The 18192-nt window shown below is 65.7% G+C and carries 18 protein-coding genes; 15 read left to right on the top strand and 3 right to left on the bottom strand.

Annotated elements, in window-relative coordinates; all coding sequences use genetic code 11:
- Positions 1-142: 142 nt before the first annotated feature.
- The 15 genes from W5W_RS0108510 (at position 143) to W5W_RS0108580 (ending at position 15920) form a co-directional block, all read left to right on the top strand.
- Positions 143-1561 carry a family 43 glycosylhydrolase gene (locus W5W_RS0108510; protein ID WP_017195101.1) on the top strand — a complete coding sequence of 473 codons (1419 nt, stop codon included), beginning with the start codon at positions 143-145 and terminating at the stop codon, positions 1559-1561.
- A gap of 39 nt (positions 1562-1600) precedes the next feature.
- Entirely contained in the window at positions 1601-2947 is a 1347-nt protein-coding gene (locus W5W_RS0108515; RefSeq protein WP_008732582.1) for an ABC transporter substrate-binding protein, read from the top strand.
- A 78-nt stretch (positions 2948-3025) separates the two neighbouring features.
- The gene (locus W5W_RS0108520; RefSeq protein ID WP_008732585.1) at positions 3026-3907 is read left to right on the top strand and encodes a carbohydrate ABC transporter permease; all 882 of its coding nucleotides are present in this window, start codon (positions 3026-3028) and stop codon (positions 3905-3907) included.
- 2 nt (positions 3908-3909) lie between these two features.
- A complete protein-coding gene (locus W5W_RS0108525) occupies positions 3910-4851 on the top strand; it encodes a carbohydrate ABC transporter permease (RefSeq protein WP_008732588.1) in 942 nt (313 codons plus the stop codon).
- 12 nt (positions 4852-4863) lie between these two features.
- Positions 4864-5886: a LacI family DNA-binding transcriptional regulator gene (locus W5W_RS0108530; protein ID WP_017195103.1), complete on the top strand. Its 1023-nt coding sequence runs from the start codon at positions 4864-4866 to the stop codon at positions 5884-5886.
- 58 nt (positions 5887-5944) lie between these two features.
- On the top strand, positions 5945-7528 hold the full coding sequence (locus W5W_RS0108535; protein WP_017195104.1) for a glycoside hydrolase family 32 protein: 1584 nt from the start codon (positions 5945-5947) through the stop codon (positions 7526-7528).
- Between the two features lie 55 nt (positions 7529-7583).
- Positions 7584-8498 (top strand): glycoside hydrolase family 68 protein, encoded by a 915-nt coding sequence (locus W5W_RS0108540; RefSeq protein WP_017195105.1) that lies wholly within the window; start codon positions 7584-7586, stop codon positions 8496-8498.
- A gap of 306 nt (positions 8499-8804) precedes the next feature.
- The gene (locus W5W_RS0108545; RefSeq protein WP_017195106.1) at positions 8805-9542 is read left to right on the top strand and encodes a helix-turn-helix transcriptional regulator; all 738 of its coding nucleotides are present in this window, start codon (positions 8805-8807) and stop codon (positions 9540-9542) included.
- The gene (gene sufB / locus W5W_RS0108550; RefSeq protein WP_017195107.1) at positions 9539-10978 is read left to right on the top strand and encodes a Fe-S cluster assembly protein SufB; all 1440 of its coding nucleotides are present in this window, start codon (positions 9539-9541) and stop codon (positions 10976-10978) included. Before W5W_RS0108545 ends, sufB begins: the two co-directional genes overlap by 4 nt.
- A 75-nt stretch (positions 10979-11053) precedes the next feature.
- Complete coding sequence (sufD, locus tag W5W_RS0108555; protein ID WP_017195108.1) at positions 11054-12289, top strand: Fe-S cluster assembly protein SufD; 1236 nt, start codon at positions 11054-11056, stop codon at positions 12287-12289.
- 90 nt (positions 12290-12379) lie between these two features.
- Positions 12380-13129 carry a Fe-S cluster assembly ATPase SufC gene (gene sufC, locus W5W_RS0108560; protein ID WP_017195109.1) on the top strand — a complete coding sequence of 250 codons (750 nt, stop codon included), beginning with the start codon at positions 12380-12382 and terminating at the stop codon, positions 13127-13129.
- 90 nt (positions 13130-13219) lie between these two features.
- Positions 13220-14569, top strand: a complete 1350-nt coding sequence (locus W5W_RS0108565) for an aminotransferase class V-fold PLP-dependent enzyme (RefSeq protein ID WP_029574194.1) — start codon at positions 13220-13222, stop codon at positions 14567-14569.
- Positions 14566-15036 carry a Fe-S cluster assembly sulfur transfer protein SufU gene (gene sufU, locus W5W_RS0108570; RefSeq protein WP_017195111.1) on the top strand — a complete coding sequence of 157 codons (471 nt, stop codon included), beginning with the start codon at positions 14566-14568 and terminating at the stop codon, positions 15034-15036. Before W5W_RS0108565 ends, sufU begins: the two co-directional genes overlap by 4 nt.
- A gap of 30 nt (positions 15037-15066) precedes the next feature.
- A complete protein-coding gene (locus tag W5W_RS0108575) occupies positions 15067-15453 on the top strand; it encodes a metal-sulfur cluster assembly factor (RefSeq protein WP_029574195.1) in 387 nt (128 codons plus the stop codon).
- 230 nt (positions 15454-15683) lie between these two features.
- Complete coding sequence (locus tag W5W_RS0108580) at positions 15684-15920, top strand: DUF350 domain-containing protein (RefSeq protein ID WP_390882549.1); 237 nt, start codon at positions 15684-15686, stop codon at positions 15918-15920.
- Here W5W_RS0108580 and W5W_RS0108585 read toward each other — a convergent pair.
- The 3 genes from W5W_RS0108585 to W5W_RS0108600 all read right to left on the bottom strand — a co-directional run bounded on the left by W5W_RS0108585 (position 15910) and on the right by W5W_RS0108600 (position 18132).
- Positions 15910-16350 carry a hypothetical protein gene (locus W5W_RS0108585; RefSeq protein ID WP_232611772.1) on the bottom strand — a complete coding sequence of 147 codons (441 nt, stop codon included), beginning with the start codon at positions 16348-16350 and terminating at the stop codon, positions 15910-15912. The two genes, W5W_RS0108580 and W5W_RS0108585, sit on opposite strands and share 11 nt — an antisense overlap.
- A 107-nt stretch (positions 16351-16457) precedes the next feature.
- A complete protein-coding gene (locus tag W5W_RS0108590) occupies positions 16458-16931 on the bottom strand; it encodes a flavodoxin family protein (RefSeq protein WP_008732605.1) in 474 nt (157 codons plus the stop codon).
- A gap of 304 nt (positions 16932-17235) precedes the next feature.
- Positions 17236-18132 (bottom strand): MerR family transcriptional regulator, encoded by an 897-nt coding sequence (locus W5W_RS0108600; RefSeq protein WP_034498939.1) that lies wholly within the window; start codon positions 18130-18132, stop codon positions 17236-17238.
- Between the last annotated feature and the right edge of the window lie 60 nt (positions 18133-18192).

The following is an 18192-nucleotide window of genomic DNA, read 5'->3' on the forward strand; positions in this document are numbered from 1 at the left end:
GCATGCCGAAGCGGGTTCGGCGCCGTTGCGCGCACGCTCGAGGCGATTGGGTGACGATCCCGGAACATCGTGATCAAACGCTTGACCAGGGGTGCGTCTGCGTATACCCTTCTGGTCAATCGATTGATCACGAGGATGTGCGATGACTCAACAAGTCTTCTTCCGGCCGCGGCCCGACTGGGTCGGAGATGTCATCCCCTACTCCGATGGGGGTGAGCTCAAGCTCTACTACCTCCACGAGTGCCGGCGAGAGCCGACGTGCGGGACCCCTTGGCACCTCGTGACGACCACCGATCTCGTCCATTACGAGGAGCGGGGCGAAGTGCTCCCCTCGGGTGGAGACGGCGCCGAGGATTTCAATGCGTACACGGGCAGTGTCGTGCGGGACGATGACGGCGAGTACCACCTGTACTACACGGCCAACAACCCCGGCAGACTGGCTCCCGATGGGCGCTCCCTGCAGCTCGTGGCGCACGCGACCAGCACGGACCTGGTCACCTGGGTCAAGCATCCCGAAGACACGTTCGGCGCTCCTGAAGGTTGTGACCCTGCGGATTGGCGCGATCCATTCGTCTACCGCGATCCGGACGGCGAGGGCTGGTCGCTCATCCTCGCGGCGCGGCACAGCGAAGGGGCCGAGCGCCGCCGAGGAGTCGTGGCACGGCTTGTCAGCGACGATCTGCGGACGTGGAGGCCGACCGCTCCACTGTGGGACCCGAGGCGCTTCATTACTCAGGAATGCCCGGAGCTCTTCCGGATGGGGCAGTGGTGGTACCTCGTGTACTCCGAATTCACCGACCGCTTCGTCACCCGTTATCGCATGTCCCGTTCCCCGCAGGGGCCATGGCTCGCCCCCGAGCGCGACACCATCGACGGACGCGGGTTCTACGCCGCCAAGTCGGCTCAGTGGGACGGCAGGCGCATATTCTTCGGCTGGATCGCCTCACGACAGGATGAGCGGGACGACGGTCGCTGGCTCTGGGCGGGCACTCTGGCGGCGCTGGAAGCGGTCCAGGCCGCCGATGGGACGCTGGACTTCAGGCAGCCCCGCGAAGTGCTCGAGGCGTACTCGCAGCCCGACTACCATCTGCGGGCGCCGCTGCGGACGGGGAGTGCGGAGCGATACGAGTCGGCGGTCCTCACCGATGTGCTGCCTCGCGATGTGCGCATTGAGGCGGACCTGGAATGGGAACCGGGCACCCGTGAGATCAGCCTCCTGATCCGCACCGATTCTGAAGGCGAGAACGGCTATGTGCTCCGACTGGAGCCCGCACTGAGCCGCATGGTTCTCGACCGCTGGCCGAGGCAGGTGCACGGCACGGAGCAGTGGCACATCTCCGGCGACGTCCCCCACTTCATCGAGCTCGAGCGCCCCATCGACCTGGCGGGGCGCAGGGCGCACATCGATGTGCTCATCAAGGACGAGCTTCTTCAGTGCTGCGTCAACCGGTCGGTATGCCTGTCCGCATCCGTATACGACCATCCCTCGGGTCGAGTGGGCCTGGCGGTCCTCGACGGCGCCGCCACCTGTACTCGACTCGACACCTTCCTGGCCTCCTGAGCACACCGTCACAAACACACCTTTCGAAGGAGAAAGATCATGCTGCTCAAGCGCTCTCAGTTCCTCGCTCTCGCCGCCGGTGCGCTCGTGACGCCGCTTGTCGCATCCTGCGGCAAGAGCGCCGCTCCGTCGGGTCCGGTGGACATCGATCCCAAGGGGGAGATCAAGCCCCGTGAGATCTCCTGGCTGCTGTCGCGTCCCGCCAACGGCGCCGTTATCGACACCATGCAGGAGATCGCCGGCGAGTACGCCGAGGAGCATGCCGGATTCCAGCTCACGCTGATCACGACTCCCGACCGCCCGTCGTACATCCAGAAGTATGAGACGCTCGCGGCCGCCAACAAACTGCCCGAACTCTTCGACACCGATGCCACGCCGTTCGCGCAGAAGCTCGCTTCGCAGAACAAGATGGTCAATATCGCCGACCTGCTCGACCACTTCGGCATCACGGATCAGTACCGGCCCTCCGCGTTGGACTACCAGCGCTTCGACGACGGCTCCCTCTACATGATCCCTCTCGAGTACGGCATCGAGGTATTCTGGTACAACAAGGCGCTCTTCAAGCAGGCCGGCGTCGAGGTACCCGCCTCGCTGGACGACTTCCCCGCCGCGTGCAAGAAGCTCGCCGATTCCGGGGTGACGCCTATCGCCCTCGATGGCCTCGACGGCTGGACCCTGGAGCGCTACGTCGCCTACCAGCCGTTCCGGATGGAGGGCGAGGAGTACATCAAGAGCCTCAAGAAGGCCGAGAGCACGTTCGCCGACGAGCCGGGCAGGAAAATGGCCCAGTGGCTCCACGATCTCGGCAGCTCCGGGGCGTTCCAGGAGGGATTCTCCTCAGTGGGCTACGCCGACGCGCAGAGCCTGTTCACCTCTGGGAAGGCGGCGATGTACAACATCGGCACGTGGGAGCTTCCGAGCCTGGCGACGACCGAGCTCTCGCAGGATCTTCAGGACAACATCGGCTTCTTCACCCTGCCGACCACCGCGGGCTCCAAGACGGGCGCGAACGAGTATGTCGCTCCTTCCGGCATCGGTGTGGCCGTCAATGCCAGCACCTACGATCCGCTCGTTCACGACTTCCTCAAGTTCGTGCTCGAGCGCTACCCGGAGAAGTACGCGGCCACCGGGCTGCTCGGCCCGACGACCATCGAGCCCGTGGTTCCCGACAACGCGCTGCCCATCTACAAGGAGGCCATTGCGGAGGCCGCGAACGTGAGCGGCGCCGCGCTGATGCCTTGGGATACCCAGCTCGATCCGACGACGAACACCAAGCTGCAGCAGGAGCAGGTCCTGCTCGTTCAGGGCGACATCACAGTCGACGAATTCGTCGAGACGATGGATGCCGCGCTCACTGAGAACGCGTCGGCCTACTTCAACGAGTGAGCGTCGCCCGGTGGAGGACGTCAGTGTCTTCCACCGGGCCCGCTCCTCGACCTCATCCACAGTTTCGAGAAGGCACCCATGCTCCCATACAGGTCTCGGATCTCGGTCCTCATATTCCTCCTCCCTCCTGTCATCCTTTTCGGCGGCGGCGTTCTGCTCCCGATCGTGCAGTCCCTCTTCCTGAGCTTCTTCAAGTGGGACGGGATCACGAATATGCAGTTCGTCGGTTTCGACAATTACGCGCAGATGCTCACCGCTGATCCCACGTTCTGGAAAGCATTCTTCAATCAGATCCTGTACCTGGTCATCTGCGTGACGATTCAGATGGGGGTGGGTCTGGGGATCGCCTGCCTGCTCATGACCATCACGCGTGGTCGCGAGGTTCTGAAGGTTCTCTACCTCATGCCGGCCGTGATCTCGACGACCGCCATCGCACTGCTTTTCCAGCGGATCTACTCTCTGGATCCGCCGGGTCTGATCAACAGTCTGCTGAATCTCGTCGGCCTCGGTGCTGCGGACCGCGCATGGCTCTCGGACATCCACACGGTGCTGGCCGCGGTCTCCGTGCCCGAGGGCTGGAGGTTCTTGGGGCTCTACACGATCATCCTGTACGCCGCTCTCCTGTCCGTGCCCAAGGAGCTGGAGGAGGCTGCGGCCCTTGACGGGGCCAATGCCTGGCAGATCTTCGTCAAGATACGCTTCCCCCACATTCGGCCCGTCTGGGCCACGACGATGGTCATGGTGGTCACCTACGGGCTGAGAGGATTCGACATCCCCTATCTCCTGACGAACGGCGGTCCCGGGCAGTCCTCAGAACTCGTGACCACCTATATGTACAAGACCGCTTTCGTCAGCACGAACTACGGCTACGCATCCGCAATCTCCGTCTTCATCGTGATCGAGTGCCTGGTAGCGGTGGCGCTCATCTTCGGACTTCTGCTTCGCAAGGGGAATGACTGACCATGAGCAACTCCGCCACGTCTGCTACGTCTATGAAGCCGGCCGCGCCTGTTGAAACTACGCCCGGGCCGCTTGTCGCCCCCGATCCTGCGATGCCTCCCATTCGCAGGAAGAAGCGCTTGCGTACGGCGCAGATCGTGCACAGGGCTCTTCTGGGGCTCGTCCTGCTGATCCAGGTGTATCCGTTCATATGGCTGCTCCTCACCTCGATTCGCACTCCGGAAGAATTCGCTGCGGGAAATCCCTTCGGCCTGCCGGCCTCCTTCACGCTCGACAACTTCTCCAGGGCGATCGACCAGGGGAATATCCCCACCTACATACTCAATAGCGCGATTGTGACCGTGGGGGCGTGCGCGCTCATCGCGATCTGCGGGATGATGGGCGCGTATGCGATCCAGGTCCTCGGCTTCAAGGGGGCGAGGATCGTCAGGGCGATATTCCTCATGGGAATCGTGGTGCCTGTGCAGATCGCTCTCGTTCCCCTTTTCATCGACTATTCGACTATTGGGCTTCTGGATACCCAGCTCTCCATCATCATCCCGCTGGCGGGCTTCGCGCTGCCGATGTCGCTCTTCCTCTTCATGTCGTTCTTCAGCTATATTCCGCGGGAGATCTATGAGGCGGCGTCGATCGACGGCGCGGGACCGTACCGCATCTTCGCCCGTATTACCCTGCCGATGTCCTTGAACACCGTGATCACCGTTGTCATGGTCAATGCCATCTTCATCTGGAACGAGTTCGTCTTCGCCAACACCTTTGTGCTGACTGAGGACCTCAAGACGATTCCTCTGGGACTGCAGAACTACATCGGCAATATGGGAAAGACCGACTGGACGGCCACGTTCGCGGCGGTTTCAGTCACGGTCACCCCTCTGCTTCTGGTATTCCTGGCCCTGAACAAGGCCATGATCTATGGTCTGGAGAGCGGCTCCACGAAGGGGTGAGACAGCGTGCGCATGAGTGAGGGCGACCCGCGGGTCACGATGAAGCAGGTCGCGGAGCGCGCCGGAGTGTCGGTCACGACGGTCTCGCATGTCGTCAACGAGAAGGCCGGGGCGCGGATCGGTCAGAAGGCCCGTCAGCGAGTGCTCCGGGCCGTCAACGAACTGGGATACCGCCCCAATGCCCTGGCGAAGACCCTGGTCAAGGGGACGAGCCCCTTCATCGGGCTGGTGGCCGATTCCATCGCCTCGACGCCCTTCGCCGGGCAGATCGTTCACGGTGCTCAGGAAGAGGCGTGGAAGAACGGCCATATCCTCCTCGTGACGAACACCGAGGGCAATGCGGAGGCGGAGGAGCGCGCCATCGCCATGATGCTCCAGTACAACGTCAGAGGCATCCTCTACTCCCGCTGGTACCACCGCGGAGTGACGAAGCCGAAGTCGTTGGGCGAGACTCGCAGCGTCCTGGTCAATTGCTTCGAGGAGGACGAGGACTCGGCGACGCACGCCGTCGTGCCCGACGAGTTCGCCGGCGGGAGGGCCGCCGCGCAGATGCTCCTCGATGCAGGGCACACCAGGATCGCCATGGTCAACACCACCTCCCACTCTCCGGCGCGCTCGGGCCGTTTCGCCGGGTACAAGGCGGCTCTGGAGGAGGCCGGAGTGACCTTCGACCCCGGCCTCGTCCTTGAGGCCCAGCCGGACCAGGAAGGGGGCTTCGCATGCGTTGACGCGCTTCTCGCCACGGGCGTCACCGGGGTGTGCTGTCACAACGACCGTATGGCCATGGGCCTGTACGACGCCCTGCGGGAGCGCGATGTGAGTGTTCCCGGTGATCTGTCGGTTGTGGGCTTCGACAATCAGGAGGTCATTGCGGGCCACCTCCATCCGCCGCTGTCGACCGTCGCCCTTCCTCATTACGAGCTCGGCGCAGCAGGTGTGAGGGCGCTCCTGGGCGAGGCGGACATCCCCGACGACGGCAGGCTCGTCCTCCCGTGCCCCGCGGTGCCGCGCGCGTCCGTGGCGGCGCCGCGCTGAGGCCGGGCCGCTGAATATATAAAAGTGAATATATAAAAGCATGTCGAAGGAGAATGAAATGCCGGATCTGAGTGCTCCTGAAGAGCCGAAGTTCTCACGCCGATCCATGATGGCGTTGACGGGGCTCGGCGCCGCGGCGGGGGCCATGGCGGCAGGCGGTCTTGCGCTCCCGACGGCGCGCGCCGCCGAGAGCCTCCGCGCGCGCTTCCACATGACTCCGCCGCACGGATGGCTGTGCGACGGGCAGCGCCCCATCGAATTCAACGGGAGGACGTATTTCTTCTACCTTCACTCCGATACCAATCACGGGGACGGCGGCTGGGACGTGTCCGTCACCGACGACCTCGTCGCCTTCGGCGAGAATCGAGTCGCCATCCCCTTGCGCGATAGCTTTCCGGTCTGGACCGGTTCCGCCGTCGTCGATGAGAGGAACACCGCTGGTTTCGGGGCGGGCGCGATCATTGTTCTCGCAACGCAGCCGACCGGGGGCGTGAGGCGCAAGCAGGAGCAGTACCTGTACTGGTCCCTCGATGGTGCGAGCTTCACGCAGCACCCCGATCCCGTCATCAGGAATCCGAACGGCGACAGCGCCGTCACGCCCGAGGAGATCGACAACGCCGAATGGTTCCGCGATCCGAAGGTCGTATGGGACGAGGCCCGTTCGCAGTGGGTCTGCGTCATCGGCAGGCGGAAGTACCTGTCCATCTACGTGTCCGGGAATCTGCGGGACTGGTCCTGGGTGTCGAATTTCGACTATCTCGAGAACGGGGCCGCGGATCTCGGGGGCATGGAATGTCCCGACTTCTTCCAGATCACCGCGGACGACGGGAGCACGCATTGGGTTTTGGCGGCGAGCATGGACGCCTATGCGTCGGGGCTGCCCATGACGTACGCCTACTGGGTCGGCGATTGGGACGGCACCCGTTTCTCGACGAACAATCTCGTGCCGCAATGGCTCGACTGGGGGTGGGACTGGTATGCGGCCGTGACGTGGCCCAGTTCGCAGGACCCGGATCATGTGCGCAATGCGCTCGGTTGGATGAACAATTGGAAGTACGCCGCCCGTGATGTTCCGACCGACGTCACCGACGGGTACAACGGCCAGATGTCCGTGGTGCGGCAGATCCGTCTGATGCGACAGCCGGACGGCTGGTACTCGCTGCTCAGCACGCCTGTGCCAGCGCTCCGGGACGCGCTCGGCGCGCCCGAGACGATTGCCCGACGGGAGGTCTCGGATCGCTGGGCACTTCCCTGGAAGGGGCGCGCCTATGAACTCGAGCTGGATATCGAGTGGAGCACTGCGAACAATGTCGGCGTCTCTGTGGGCTGCACTCCCGACGACTCCCGGCACACCAATATCGGGGTCTTCGACGGCAAGGTCTACGTCGATCGCGGGCCCGCTGATCGATCCGACTACTCCTTCCTCCCTTATCGTCAGGCGGAGGCGCCCATCGATCCGCAGGCGCGTTATGTCCACCTGCGGATCCTGGTGGATATGCAGAGCGTCGAGGTCTTCGTCAATGCCGGACACACGGTTCTGTCGCAACAGGTGTATTTCGAGGCCGACGACACCGTCATTCGTCTGTACGCCTACGACGGCTCCGCCACATTCTCGAATGTGACATGGAGGCCCGCCGCATGAGGTCATCTCCGCTTCCCCGCTTCGCCCGGGGCCGGCGCCTGCGAGAGGAGTCGTCGTGAGTTTTCGACTGCCGGACCACTGGGTGTGGGATCACTGGATCGTTGATGACGGGGTCATGTACCACCTGTTCTTCCTGCGCGCCTCGCGCGCATTGCACGACCCGGAGCGCCGCCACATGAATGCGTCGATGGGGCATGCGGTGTCGGCGGATGCTCGCACCTGGGAGCTGATGCCCGACGCCCTGGTGCACTCCGAGGGCCCCGCCTTCGATGACAGGGCGATCTGGACCGGCTCCACGGTGGTCAAGCCCGACGGGTCCCTGCGGGTGTTCTACACGGGAATCTCCCGGGCCGAGGCGGGGATGGTCCAGCGCATCGGGTGGGCCGACTCTGTCGATGGCGTCATCTTCGAGCGCACCGCGGGCGAGCCGGTGGTGGCTGACGGGCGCTGGTACCAGAAATGGACCCCGGGCTCCGGGTACGACGAGGCGTGGCGGGATCCGTTCGTGTTCCTCCACGACGACGGGCGGTGGCACATGCTGATCACGGCTCGAGCCAGGGGTGTGGATGTCAGGCGGTCGGGCGTCATCGGTCATGCGGTTTCCGACGACTTGGACCACTGGGAGGTGCTGCCTCCGTTGACCGGCCCTTCCGTGTTCGGCCAGTTGGAGGTCAGTCAGTCCCGCCTGGTCGAGGGGCGCCATCTGCTGGTCTTCTCCTGCGGAGACGATATGCAGCTCGAGCCGGGGCCCGGCGGGGTCTGGGTCGCCGAGGGCGCCGGACCGCTCGGGCCCTGGGATATCGACCATGCCCGCTATGTGCGTCCCGAGCATCTTTACGCGGGCCAGGTGCTGCGCCTGCGTGATGGTCAGTGGGTCTTCTCGGGCTTCGACAACATCGTCGACGGCGCCTTCGTCGGGAGCGTGCCCGACCCGATCCCCTGGGAGAGGGTTCAGCTCCTCGAGCGATAGGCGAGCGATAGAGGCGCTGCGGCTTCAGCGCATCGGGGTCGAGTCGTCGCCGTTGGGGCGGTGACTCGACCCCGGCGTCTTGCTGTGGACGGGTCCAGAGATCGTCGTTCTCTATCGGCGAAACAATTGTGAATATAATTCGCTTTTGGGAGTCATGCGTGCTTGATCCCACGTCAAGACAGGCCGTCTTGGACTTGCCAGCGTTGAATATGGGAACAAAAATCTTGGTTAAAGTTGGGCGAAGGCACCGGCCGTCCCGGTGCTTCGACGCCGTCTGGATCTCGCGGCGTAAGGAGAGGAGCAGGCATGAGTCACAGCGACGACGACTCCACGCGCGCCCGCGTCCTCGACCTCATCGTGGCCAAGGGGCCCGTCTCCGCCGCTCAGCTGGCCAAGGTGCTCTCTCTTACGCCGGCGGCTGTTCGCCGCCACATCACGGCTCTGGAGGAGACCGGCGAGATCCAGGTGCATGCGGCGGCTCCGTCGGGAAAGCGCGGACGGGGGCGTCCGGCCCGCTTTTACATCGCCACCAGCACCGCGCGCAGTACCTTCGCCGAGGGCTACTCCGACATCGCCAACCGTGCCCTGTCCTACCTGCAGCAGGTGGCGGGGGACAGGGCCCTGGACTCCTTCGCCGCCTCGCGCGGCAGGGATCTCGAGCGCCGGTATATGAGCGTGGTCGAGGCTGCGGGCAAGGATCCGTCTGAAAGAGCCCGCGCGCTGGCCGATGCTCTGACTCTCGACGGCTACGCTGCGACCATTCGCGATGTCGGAGACGGCACCTACGCCGTTCAGCTGTGTCAGGGGCATTGCCCCGTGCGAGATGTCGCCGGCAAGTTCCACGAGCTGTGCGAGGCCGAGACTCAGGCCTTCTCCCGGCTCCTGGGCGTGCCCGTGCAGCGCTTGGCCACCCTGGCCGGGGGCGAGCACGTGTGCACCACCCACATACCCATTGCCATGCCGACTCTGCGCAGGCGCGCGGTCCGGGCGGCTGCAGCAGACACGCGCGGTCGCCGGGCCGCTCGGACGGAAGGAACCCGATGACACTACCCACGACCGATGCGCCTCGCGTGAGCGACGACGAGATCATCGATTCGATCTCGACGACGTACGACTTCGGCTGGCACGACTCCGACGAAGCCGGCGAGAACGCCAGGCGCGGCCTCGACGAGCAGGTCGTCCGGGAGATCTCCGCGCTCAAGGACGAACCGGAGTGGATGCTCGCCAAGCGGCTCAAGGCCTACGAGATCTTCGAGCGCAAGCCCATGCCCACCTGGGGGGTGGACCTGTCCGAGCTTGACATGGACGCCGTGAAGTACTACGTGAGATCCACTGACCGTCCTGCGAACTCCTGGGACGATCTGCCCGAGGACATCAAGACCACCTACGACCGCATCGGCATCCCCGAGGCTGAGCGCGAGCGCCTCGTGGCCGGGGTTGCCGCCCAGTACGAGTCCGAGGTCGTCTACCACCAGATCCGCGGCGACCTGGAGGAGCAGGGCGTCATCTTCGTGGACACCGACACCGCCGTGCGCGAGTACCCCGAGCTGGTCAAGGAGTACTTCGGGTCCGTGATCCCCGCCGGGGACAACAAGTTCGCGGCGCTCAACACGGCCGTGTGGTCCGGCGGCTCCTTCATCTACGTGCCCAAGGGTGTCCACGTCGAAATCCCGCTGCAGGCCTACTTCCGCATCAACACCGAGAACATGGGGCAGTTCGAGCGCACGCTCATCATCGCGGACGAGGACTCCTATGTTCATTACGTCGAGGGGTGCACCGCCCCCATCTACTCCACGGACTCACTGCATGCGGCGATCGTGGAGATCGTGGTCAAGAAGAACGCCCGCGTGCGGTACACGACCATTCAGAACTGGTCCAACAACGTCTACAACCTCGTGACCCAACGCGCCACCTGCGCCGAGGGCGCCACCATGGAGTGGGTCGACGGCAACATCGGCTCCAAGCGGAACATGAAGTACCCGGCCGTCTTCCTCATGGGGCCTCATGCTCGCGGCGAGGCGCTGTCGATCGCCTTCGCCGGCGAGGGCCAGCACCAGGACACCGGTGCGAAGATGATCCACATGGCGCCCCACACCTCCAGCCATATCGTCTCCAAGTCGATCTCGCGCGGAGGCGGTCGCTCCGGCTACCGCGGGCTGGTGCAGATCCTGAAGAACGCCCGCCGGTCCAAGTCCAACGTCTTGTGCGACGCACTCCTGGTCGATGAGATATCCCGCTCGGACACCTACCCCTACGTGGACGTGCGCACCGACGACGTCGAGATGGGGCATGAGGCCACCGTGTCCAAGGTGAGCGCCGACCAGCTCTTCTACCTCATGCAGCGAGGGCTCACCGAGACCGAGGCCATGGCCACCATCGTGCGCGGCTTTGTCGAGCCCATCGCCCGGGAGCTGCCCATGGAGTACGCCCTGGAGCTCAATCGCCTCATCGAACTGCAGATGGAGAACTCGGTCGGCTGACGTCTCCTGTCCCGCTCATCCGACCCATCCATGACCTCATCAGCCGCCGGGCATCGGCTCGGCAAGGAGCGCTCAATGCCCGACCTTCTCACTGATCACTCGCGCGCGTCGCTGGAGGGAGCCCACTCCCACGGCAAGGCCCGTTACGTCTCCTCCCGGGCTGAACGGCCCACATCCTTCGACCCCGCCGACATCCCGGTGCCGCGCGGCCGGGAGGAGGAGTGGCGCTTCACCCCGATGAAGCGCTTCGCCCCCCTGTTCGACGTTGACGCCATTCGCTCTGCAACCGCCGAGGGCGGGGCCATTGAGCTCGTCGCAGACGTCCCCGAAGGCGTCAGCGTCGAGACCGTCACTCGCGACGACGCCCGTATCGGTTCGATCGGAGCGCCCGTGGACCGTACCGGTATTACGGCCTGGGCGGGCGCGTCCGGCGCTACTGCGCTGACGCTCAACACCGGCGTCGAGCTGGATCGTGCGGCTCGCCTCACCGTTGTCGGCGATGACCCGGAGCTGAAGCGTCCCACCGCCCAGCATCTTCACATTGCGGCGCAGTCGGGCGCCAAGGGCACCGTGTTATTGGATCACACCGGTACGGCGGCCCTGACCCAGGGGGTGGAGGTCACGGTGGCCGACGGCGCCGAGCTCACCCTGGTCACCGTCCAGGGCTGGGAGGACGCCGCCGTCCACGCCTCCAACCATCGCGTCCAGGTGCGCGGGCGCGGAGTCCTCAAGCACGTCGTGGTCTCCCTGGGCGGGGATGTGCGCATCTGCTCGGACCTCACCTTCCTGGGGGAGGGGGGGCACATCGAGGCCTTCGGCGTGTACTTCACCGATGCCGGGCAGCATCAGGAGCACCGCCCCTATGTGGCCCACACCGAGCCGCACTGCTACTCGCGCATCACCTACAAGGGCGCCCTCCAGGGCAAGAATGCTCATGCCGTATGGGTTGGTGATTGCCTCATCGGCGCCGGTGCCCGCGGCACTGACACCTACGAGCTCAACCGCAACCTCGTCCTCACCGAGGGGGCGAAGGCCGATTCCATCCCCAATCTCGAGATCGAGAACGGCAACATCGAGGGCGCCGGCCACGCCAGCGCCACCGGCCGCTTCGACGACGAGCAGCTCTTCTACCTGCGGGCCCGGGGCATTCCCGAGATCGAGGCCCGTCGCCTGGTCGTCCTCGGCTTCTTCAACGAGGTCGTCGCCGAGATCGGTGTTCCCGAGGTCGAGGAGCGGCTCATGGCGGCCATTGAGAAGGAACTCGAGCTGACCGGCCTCATCGCCGCCCGAGAGCCTGACGATGCGACCTGATCGCGATCCGATAGAGCCCGACCCGGGCCGCTGCGCCCCGCCGCTGGCCGTTCCACGAAACACCGACAGACTTTCCCCGGAAGAACACACATGAGCACTCTCGAGATCAAGAACCTCCACGTCCAGGTCGCCACCAACGACGGCCCCAAATCCATCCTGAAGGGCGTCGACCTCTCCGTCGGCTCTGGCGAGGTTCACGCCATCATGGGCCCCAACGGATCGGGAAAGTCGACCCTGGCCTACTCCATCGCCGGCCATCCTGATTACGAGGTCACCGATGGCGAGGTCCTGCTCGACGGCGTCGACCTGCTGGAGATGAGTGTGGACGAGCGCGCCCGGGCCGGCCTCTTCCTGGCCATGCAGTACCCCGTCGAGGTCCCCGGTGTCACCGTCGCCAACTTCCTGCGCACCGCCAAGACCGCCGTTGACGGCCACGCGCCCAAGGTCCGCCAGTGGGTCGGTCAGGTCAACGAGGCCATGAAGAACCTGCGCATGGATCCGGCCTTCTCCCAGCGCGACGTCAACACCGGATTCTCCGGAGGCGAGAAGAAGCGCTTCGAGATCCTCCAGATGGAGCTGCTTCGACCCCGCTTCGCCGTGCTGGACGAGACCGACTCCGGTCTGGACATTGATGCCTTGCGCATCGTCTCCGAGGGCGTCAATCGCCTCCACGACGACTCCGAAGCCGGCTTCCTCCTCATCACCCACTACACGCGCATTCTGCGCTACATCAAGCCCAGCCACGTTCACGTCTTCGTGGCCGGCCACGTCGCCGAGGAGGGCGGTCCCGATCTGGCCGAGCGCCTCGAGCAGGAGGGCTATGACCGCTTTCTCTCATGAGGCGCGGCGCTCATTGTCCTCATTATCGCCATCGGTGCCGCGCCATCGGTCAGATCACGATTCCGATTCCCGTCAGGAGGCGCATCGCCCATGACATCGCACGATTCTGAACCGACGTCGGTCCGGCCGTTGACCGGGCCCGAGATCGATGCCGTCCGCGCTGACTTCCCCTATCTGAAGAGGCCCGCGCGCAATGGGGAGCCGCTGGCCTACCTCGATTGGGCCGCCACGTCCCAGAAGCCCTCCTGCGTGATGACCAGGGAGGCTGAGTTCCTCTCCTTGAACAACGGTGCTGCTGGACGCTCCACCTACCAGATCGCGGATGAGGCCACTCAGGCGTGGGAGGACGCTCGCGAGGCCGTCGCGGGCTTCGTCGGCGCTCGGGGCGGTCAGCTCGTCTTCACCAAGAATGCGACCGAGGCGATCAACCTTGTGGCGCTGGCCATCGGGCACGCCAGCCTCGGTCGTCGCGCAGCGCGCGGGGGCCCCGGAGCCGATGCCGACGATCCGGCGAGCCGTCTGGCCATCGGGGACGGCGATGAGATCGTCGTGACGCGGGCCGAGCACCACGCCAATCTTGTGCCCTGGCAGGAGCTCGCGGCTCGCACCGGGGCGAAGTTGCGCTGGCTGGACCTGACCGAGGACGGGCGCATCGACCCGGCCACGACCCATGTGCTGAATGAGCGCACCCGCGTGCTCGCTCTGACCCACGCCTCGAACGTCACCGGTGCGATCACTCCGCTGGCCGACATCCTGCCGGCCGCTCGGGCGGTCGGCGCGCTCGTCGTGCTGGACACGTGCCAGTCCGCGGCGCACCTGCCGCTGGACTTCGCCGCCCTGTCGGCCGCCGGCGTCGATGCCATGGCCCTGTCGAGCCACAAGATGCTCGGCCCCACCGGCGTCGGCGCACTCGTGGCCACCGAGGAGCTGCTCGACGCCATGCCGCCGGTGCTCACCGGCGGCTCCATGATCGAGGTCGTCACCATGGAGTCCTCGACCTACATGTCCGCCCCGGCCCGCTTCGAGGCCGGCAGCCAGCCGCTGGCCCAGGCGGCGGCCTGGCGCACGGCGGTCGAGTATCTCGCCGGCCTGGGCATGGACCGACTGCACGCGGGGGAGTGGACGCTCACCCAGCAGGTGCTTGACGGGCTCGCGGCCATCGACGGAGCACGTGTGCTCGGCCCGGCCGGCACGAGCGGACGGCTCGGGGTCGTCGCCTTCACGATCGACGGCGTTCACCCCCATGACGTCGGGCAGATCCTGGACGCCTCCGGCGTGGCCGTGCGCACCGGTCACCACTGCGCCCAGCCGATTCACGCGCACTTCGGTGTGGCGTCCTCGTCCCGGGTATCGTTCGGGCCCACCAGTACTTCCACCGAGGTCGACCGCTTCCTCGAGGCCGTCGCCACGGTCCGCAGCTACTTCCGAAGGCGAGCATGAACGACCTCGACCAGCTCTATCAGCAGGTCATCCTCGACCATTCGCACGAACGACACGGGCAGGGCGCTCTGACGGATCCCGATGCGACCAGCCATCAGGTCAATCCCACCTGCGGCGATGAGGTCGAGCTGGGTGTCCGTGTCCGGGACGGCAGGGTCGTCGCCGTGGGGTGGGAGGGCGACGGCTGCTCGATCTCCCAGGCTTCCATCTCGATCATGCACGACCTCGTCGACGGAGTCGACTTGGCCACGGTCGCCCGTCTTGAGAAGGACTTCGATACCCTCATGCACTCCCGCGGCCGCGGCGTCGATGATGCGGTCCTGGATGCACTCGAGGACGGTGCGGCCTTCGAGGGCGTCTCGAAGTACCCCAACCGCGTCAAGTGCGCTCTCCTGGGCTGGATGGCGCTCAAAGACGCTCTGGCCAAGTCCGGTGCCGTGTTGCCGACTACCGCAGAATCTGATTGATTCATCACCTAGCGTTAAGGAGGAGCCATGATGAGCGAGACAGGTGCCGCCGGTGCCGTCCCAGACAACCCCATGGCCGCCCAGCACACCCCTGCCGCCGTTGGCGGTGATGCCGATGCCGCCGCTATCGAAGAGGCTCTGCGCGATGTCATTGATCCAGAGCTCGGCATCAATGTGGTCGACCTCGGCCTGCTCTACGGCGTATCCATCGAGTCCGATGGGACGGTCGTACTCGATATGACGCTGACGACGGCGGCCTGCCCCCTGACCGATGTCATTGAGGAGCAGGCCCAGCAGGCGCTCGGCCTCATCGCCGACAAGGTCCGTATCCAGTGGGTGTGGCTGCCGCCGTGGGGTCCGGACAAGATCACCCCGGAGGGCCGCGAGCAGTTGCGCGCTCTGGGCTTCAACGTCTGAGCACCCTCCGACCGGGTCCCACGGGTCGCAGTCACGATTCAGCCGGCCCGGCCGGGGGAGCGATCCCCATGATGGCCGGTCCTGCGCGTATTGCCCGCTTTCAGGCGCCCTTGCTAGGGTCCCCGTGCACGTATCGCGAGTGATCGTACGGCGCGGAGCCTGCGTGGCGGCACGTGAAGAAGCGCTGAATAAGTGATGAAGGGGGAGACACCATGCATCAGTTCGTGAGCATGGCCAATGATTCGGGACTGCCGGCTGGGCTTGACGGAATGGTCCTTCTCACCACCGTGCTCTATGCGGTCCTGGGCGTCCTGCTTCTCATGCTCTTCGCCTGGCTGATCAATCTGATCTTCAAGCTGGATCTCCGCAGGGAGCTGATCGAGGATCAGAACCCGGGACTCGGCCTGGCCTTCGCGGGAACCGCTATTGCGATCGCCATCATTATCGCGGCGACGATCATCGCCTGAGCCCCGCCTTGCCGGCTCGGACGGCGGCACCGAGGGCCGCCAGGGGGAGCAGCCAGGGCAGGATTCGCCATGCGGGTAAGAGGACGTAGTCGCCGTACTCGTAGGCGAGGCTCGCCATGGCGGCGATGCCGCCCCAGATGAGGACGCACACCCCCGAGGTGAGCGTCGCGCGCACCTGCCGGCTCCGTCGGGCCTGGCGGACCGCCAGGTACATGCACGCGGCGAAGACCAGCGCGCTGACGGTCATGAAAGTCGTCAGTACCGCCGGATCGGGGACCGTGCCGAAAGGTGCGTAGTGCGCCTCGTTGTCGCGGGCAGTCCAGTGCCCGATCAGCTGGTCGATCAGGGCCGCGGCCGCCAGGCTGACGCCCGCGATCACCGACGCCCAGGCCGGGCCGATCGACGTCGGCGCGTTCTCTTCGTTTTGCATTGATGATGTGGATGATGTGGTCGATGCGGTTGGCATGAGCGCTCCTGTGATGGATTCGGGGTGGTAAGTGGGGAGGGCGGCCGTCGGCGGCCTCGGGAAGCGGCGCGTCAGACGAGTCCGGCGCCCCAGGTGCGGGCCGCCCGCGCCTCGCCCTCGGCGAGAGGCCCCTGGCCGCCTGCGACGACGAAGCTGCGGGTAGCCACGTTCCTGCGCCCGAGCATCTTGGCGATCCGCTTGGCGGCGGAGCCGCTGATCCAGTTGCGCTGGGTGACCGTATCGATGGCGATCACGCGCAATCGTTCAGGGATGGTTGCGGTTTCCAGCCACTCGCCGATACCGGGCTCCTCAAGCGAGCCGCCCTTGGCCTGAGCCGAGCGTCTGGAGGACGAGGTTGGCAGGCCCCGGTTGTGGGTGGGGGCCGCCAGGATGAGGAGAGAAACATCGTCGGGGACTGCCGGTGATGCCTGGGATGCCGGGACGATGTCGGCTTGGGCGCCGCCCTCCCGAAGGCCTGCGGCAGTCTCCTCGGCGAGTGCCCGGGTGCTCCCGAAGCAGGACTCCACGATCAGCAGTGCTTTCACATCTGTCTCCTTTCAATCGCGTCCGATTCTCGGACGATGGCGGTGGGAGGAATGGTCAGGGCGGCCGGCGGGACGCTGGACACGCCTTGATCGTCGACTGCGACGCTGCGTCGTAGGCAAGAGACCGGCCAGCAGGCCGCTTCCGGAGGCCGGAAGCTCGATATCACGCTGCTCAACCCTCAAGACTCCCGCTCCCAGGCACGCGAGCGCGATGAGTATGAGCCGCGGCTCCCGCGGCCCAGGTCGCGATGGGTGGTGAGCGCCATGGCCACCCCGATCAGGACGATGCGGCCGCCGGCGGGCTTCACGGGCTGTCGAGCGGGGGCTCCTCAGCTTTGCGCCAGCGGTCGATCGCCTCCATGAAGCGACGCTCGACCAGCGGTCCGATCTTGGCGTAGTGCGGGTCGACGGTCGCTATGAGGTGGAAGAACGAGCCGACGGCTGCCGTATCGACTCGACTGGCCAGTTGGTGCAGCTGGGCGGGGGAGAGTCGGCGCTCGACCCGGGCGACGATCCGGTCGGCGTGCTCCTCCAACTCGGTCTGCGAGGCGGTCATGGGGTCCCGGCCGTAGCTCGCCAGCGCCGCGGCGTCCTCGATGGCATCGGCCTCGAAGAAAAGGAAGTCGGCTTCGGGCGGCATCTGCCCGCGGTAGCAGGCCAGGTCCGTGATGTCGCGCTCGCGGCGCACGGCCGCACGCGTCCGCTCGTCGGGCGCTGCGCGCTCCATCCGGTCGAAGAACTCGGCCATGCGCGGCGACATGGGGGAGACGGCCGATCCTTCTTGGGCCTGCTCGAGCAGTTTCGCGAGCATGTCGCGCTGGCGGGTGATGTCCTCCAGGTGGTCGTCGATGGCCCGCAGCGCTGCGGTCAGGTCCGTGACCACATCCGATGCGGGGACGGCGCTCTGCCTGTCGCTGCTCTGCTCAGGGGCATGCGTCTCCGGAGCCTCGGAATCCGCCGAGCCGCCGGCCTCGTCCCCGGAGGCCGCGACGGGCTCGGCGTCCAGAACTCGTGCGATCGTCTCCAGGGGAACCCCGGCCTGAGTCAGCCAGCGGATGCGGGAGAGGCGGGCCACATGCGACAGCTCGTAGTCCCGCCATCCGCCGCGCTCCTCGGGCACGGGAAGCAGGCCCAAGGAGTGGTAGTAGCGCACAGTCCTGACGGTCGTGCCCGTCAGACGGGCGATCTGGGCGACGCGCATGGGACGAGTCTGCATCACGGCGGGTGGGCCCGCTCATCGCCCGGTTCGAATACCGGGGTT

Source organism: Actinomyces massiliensis 4401292, assembly GCF_000269805.1.
GTDB lineage: Bacteria > Actinomycetota > Actinomycetes > Actinomycetales > Actinomycetaceae > Actinomyces > Actinomyces massiliensis.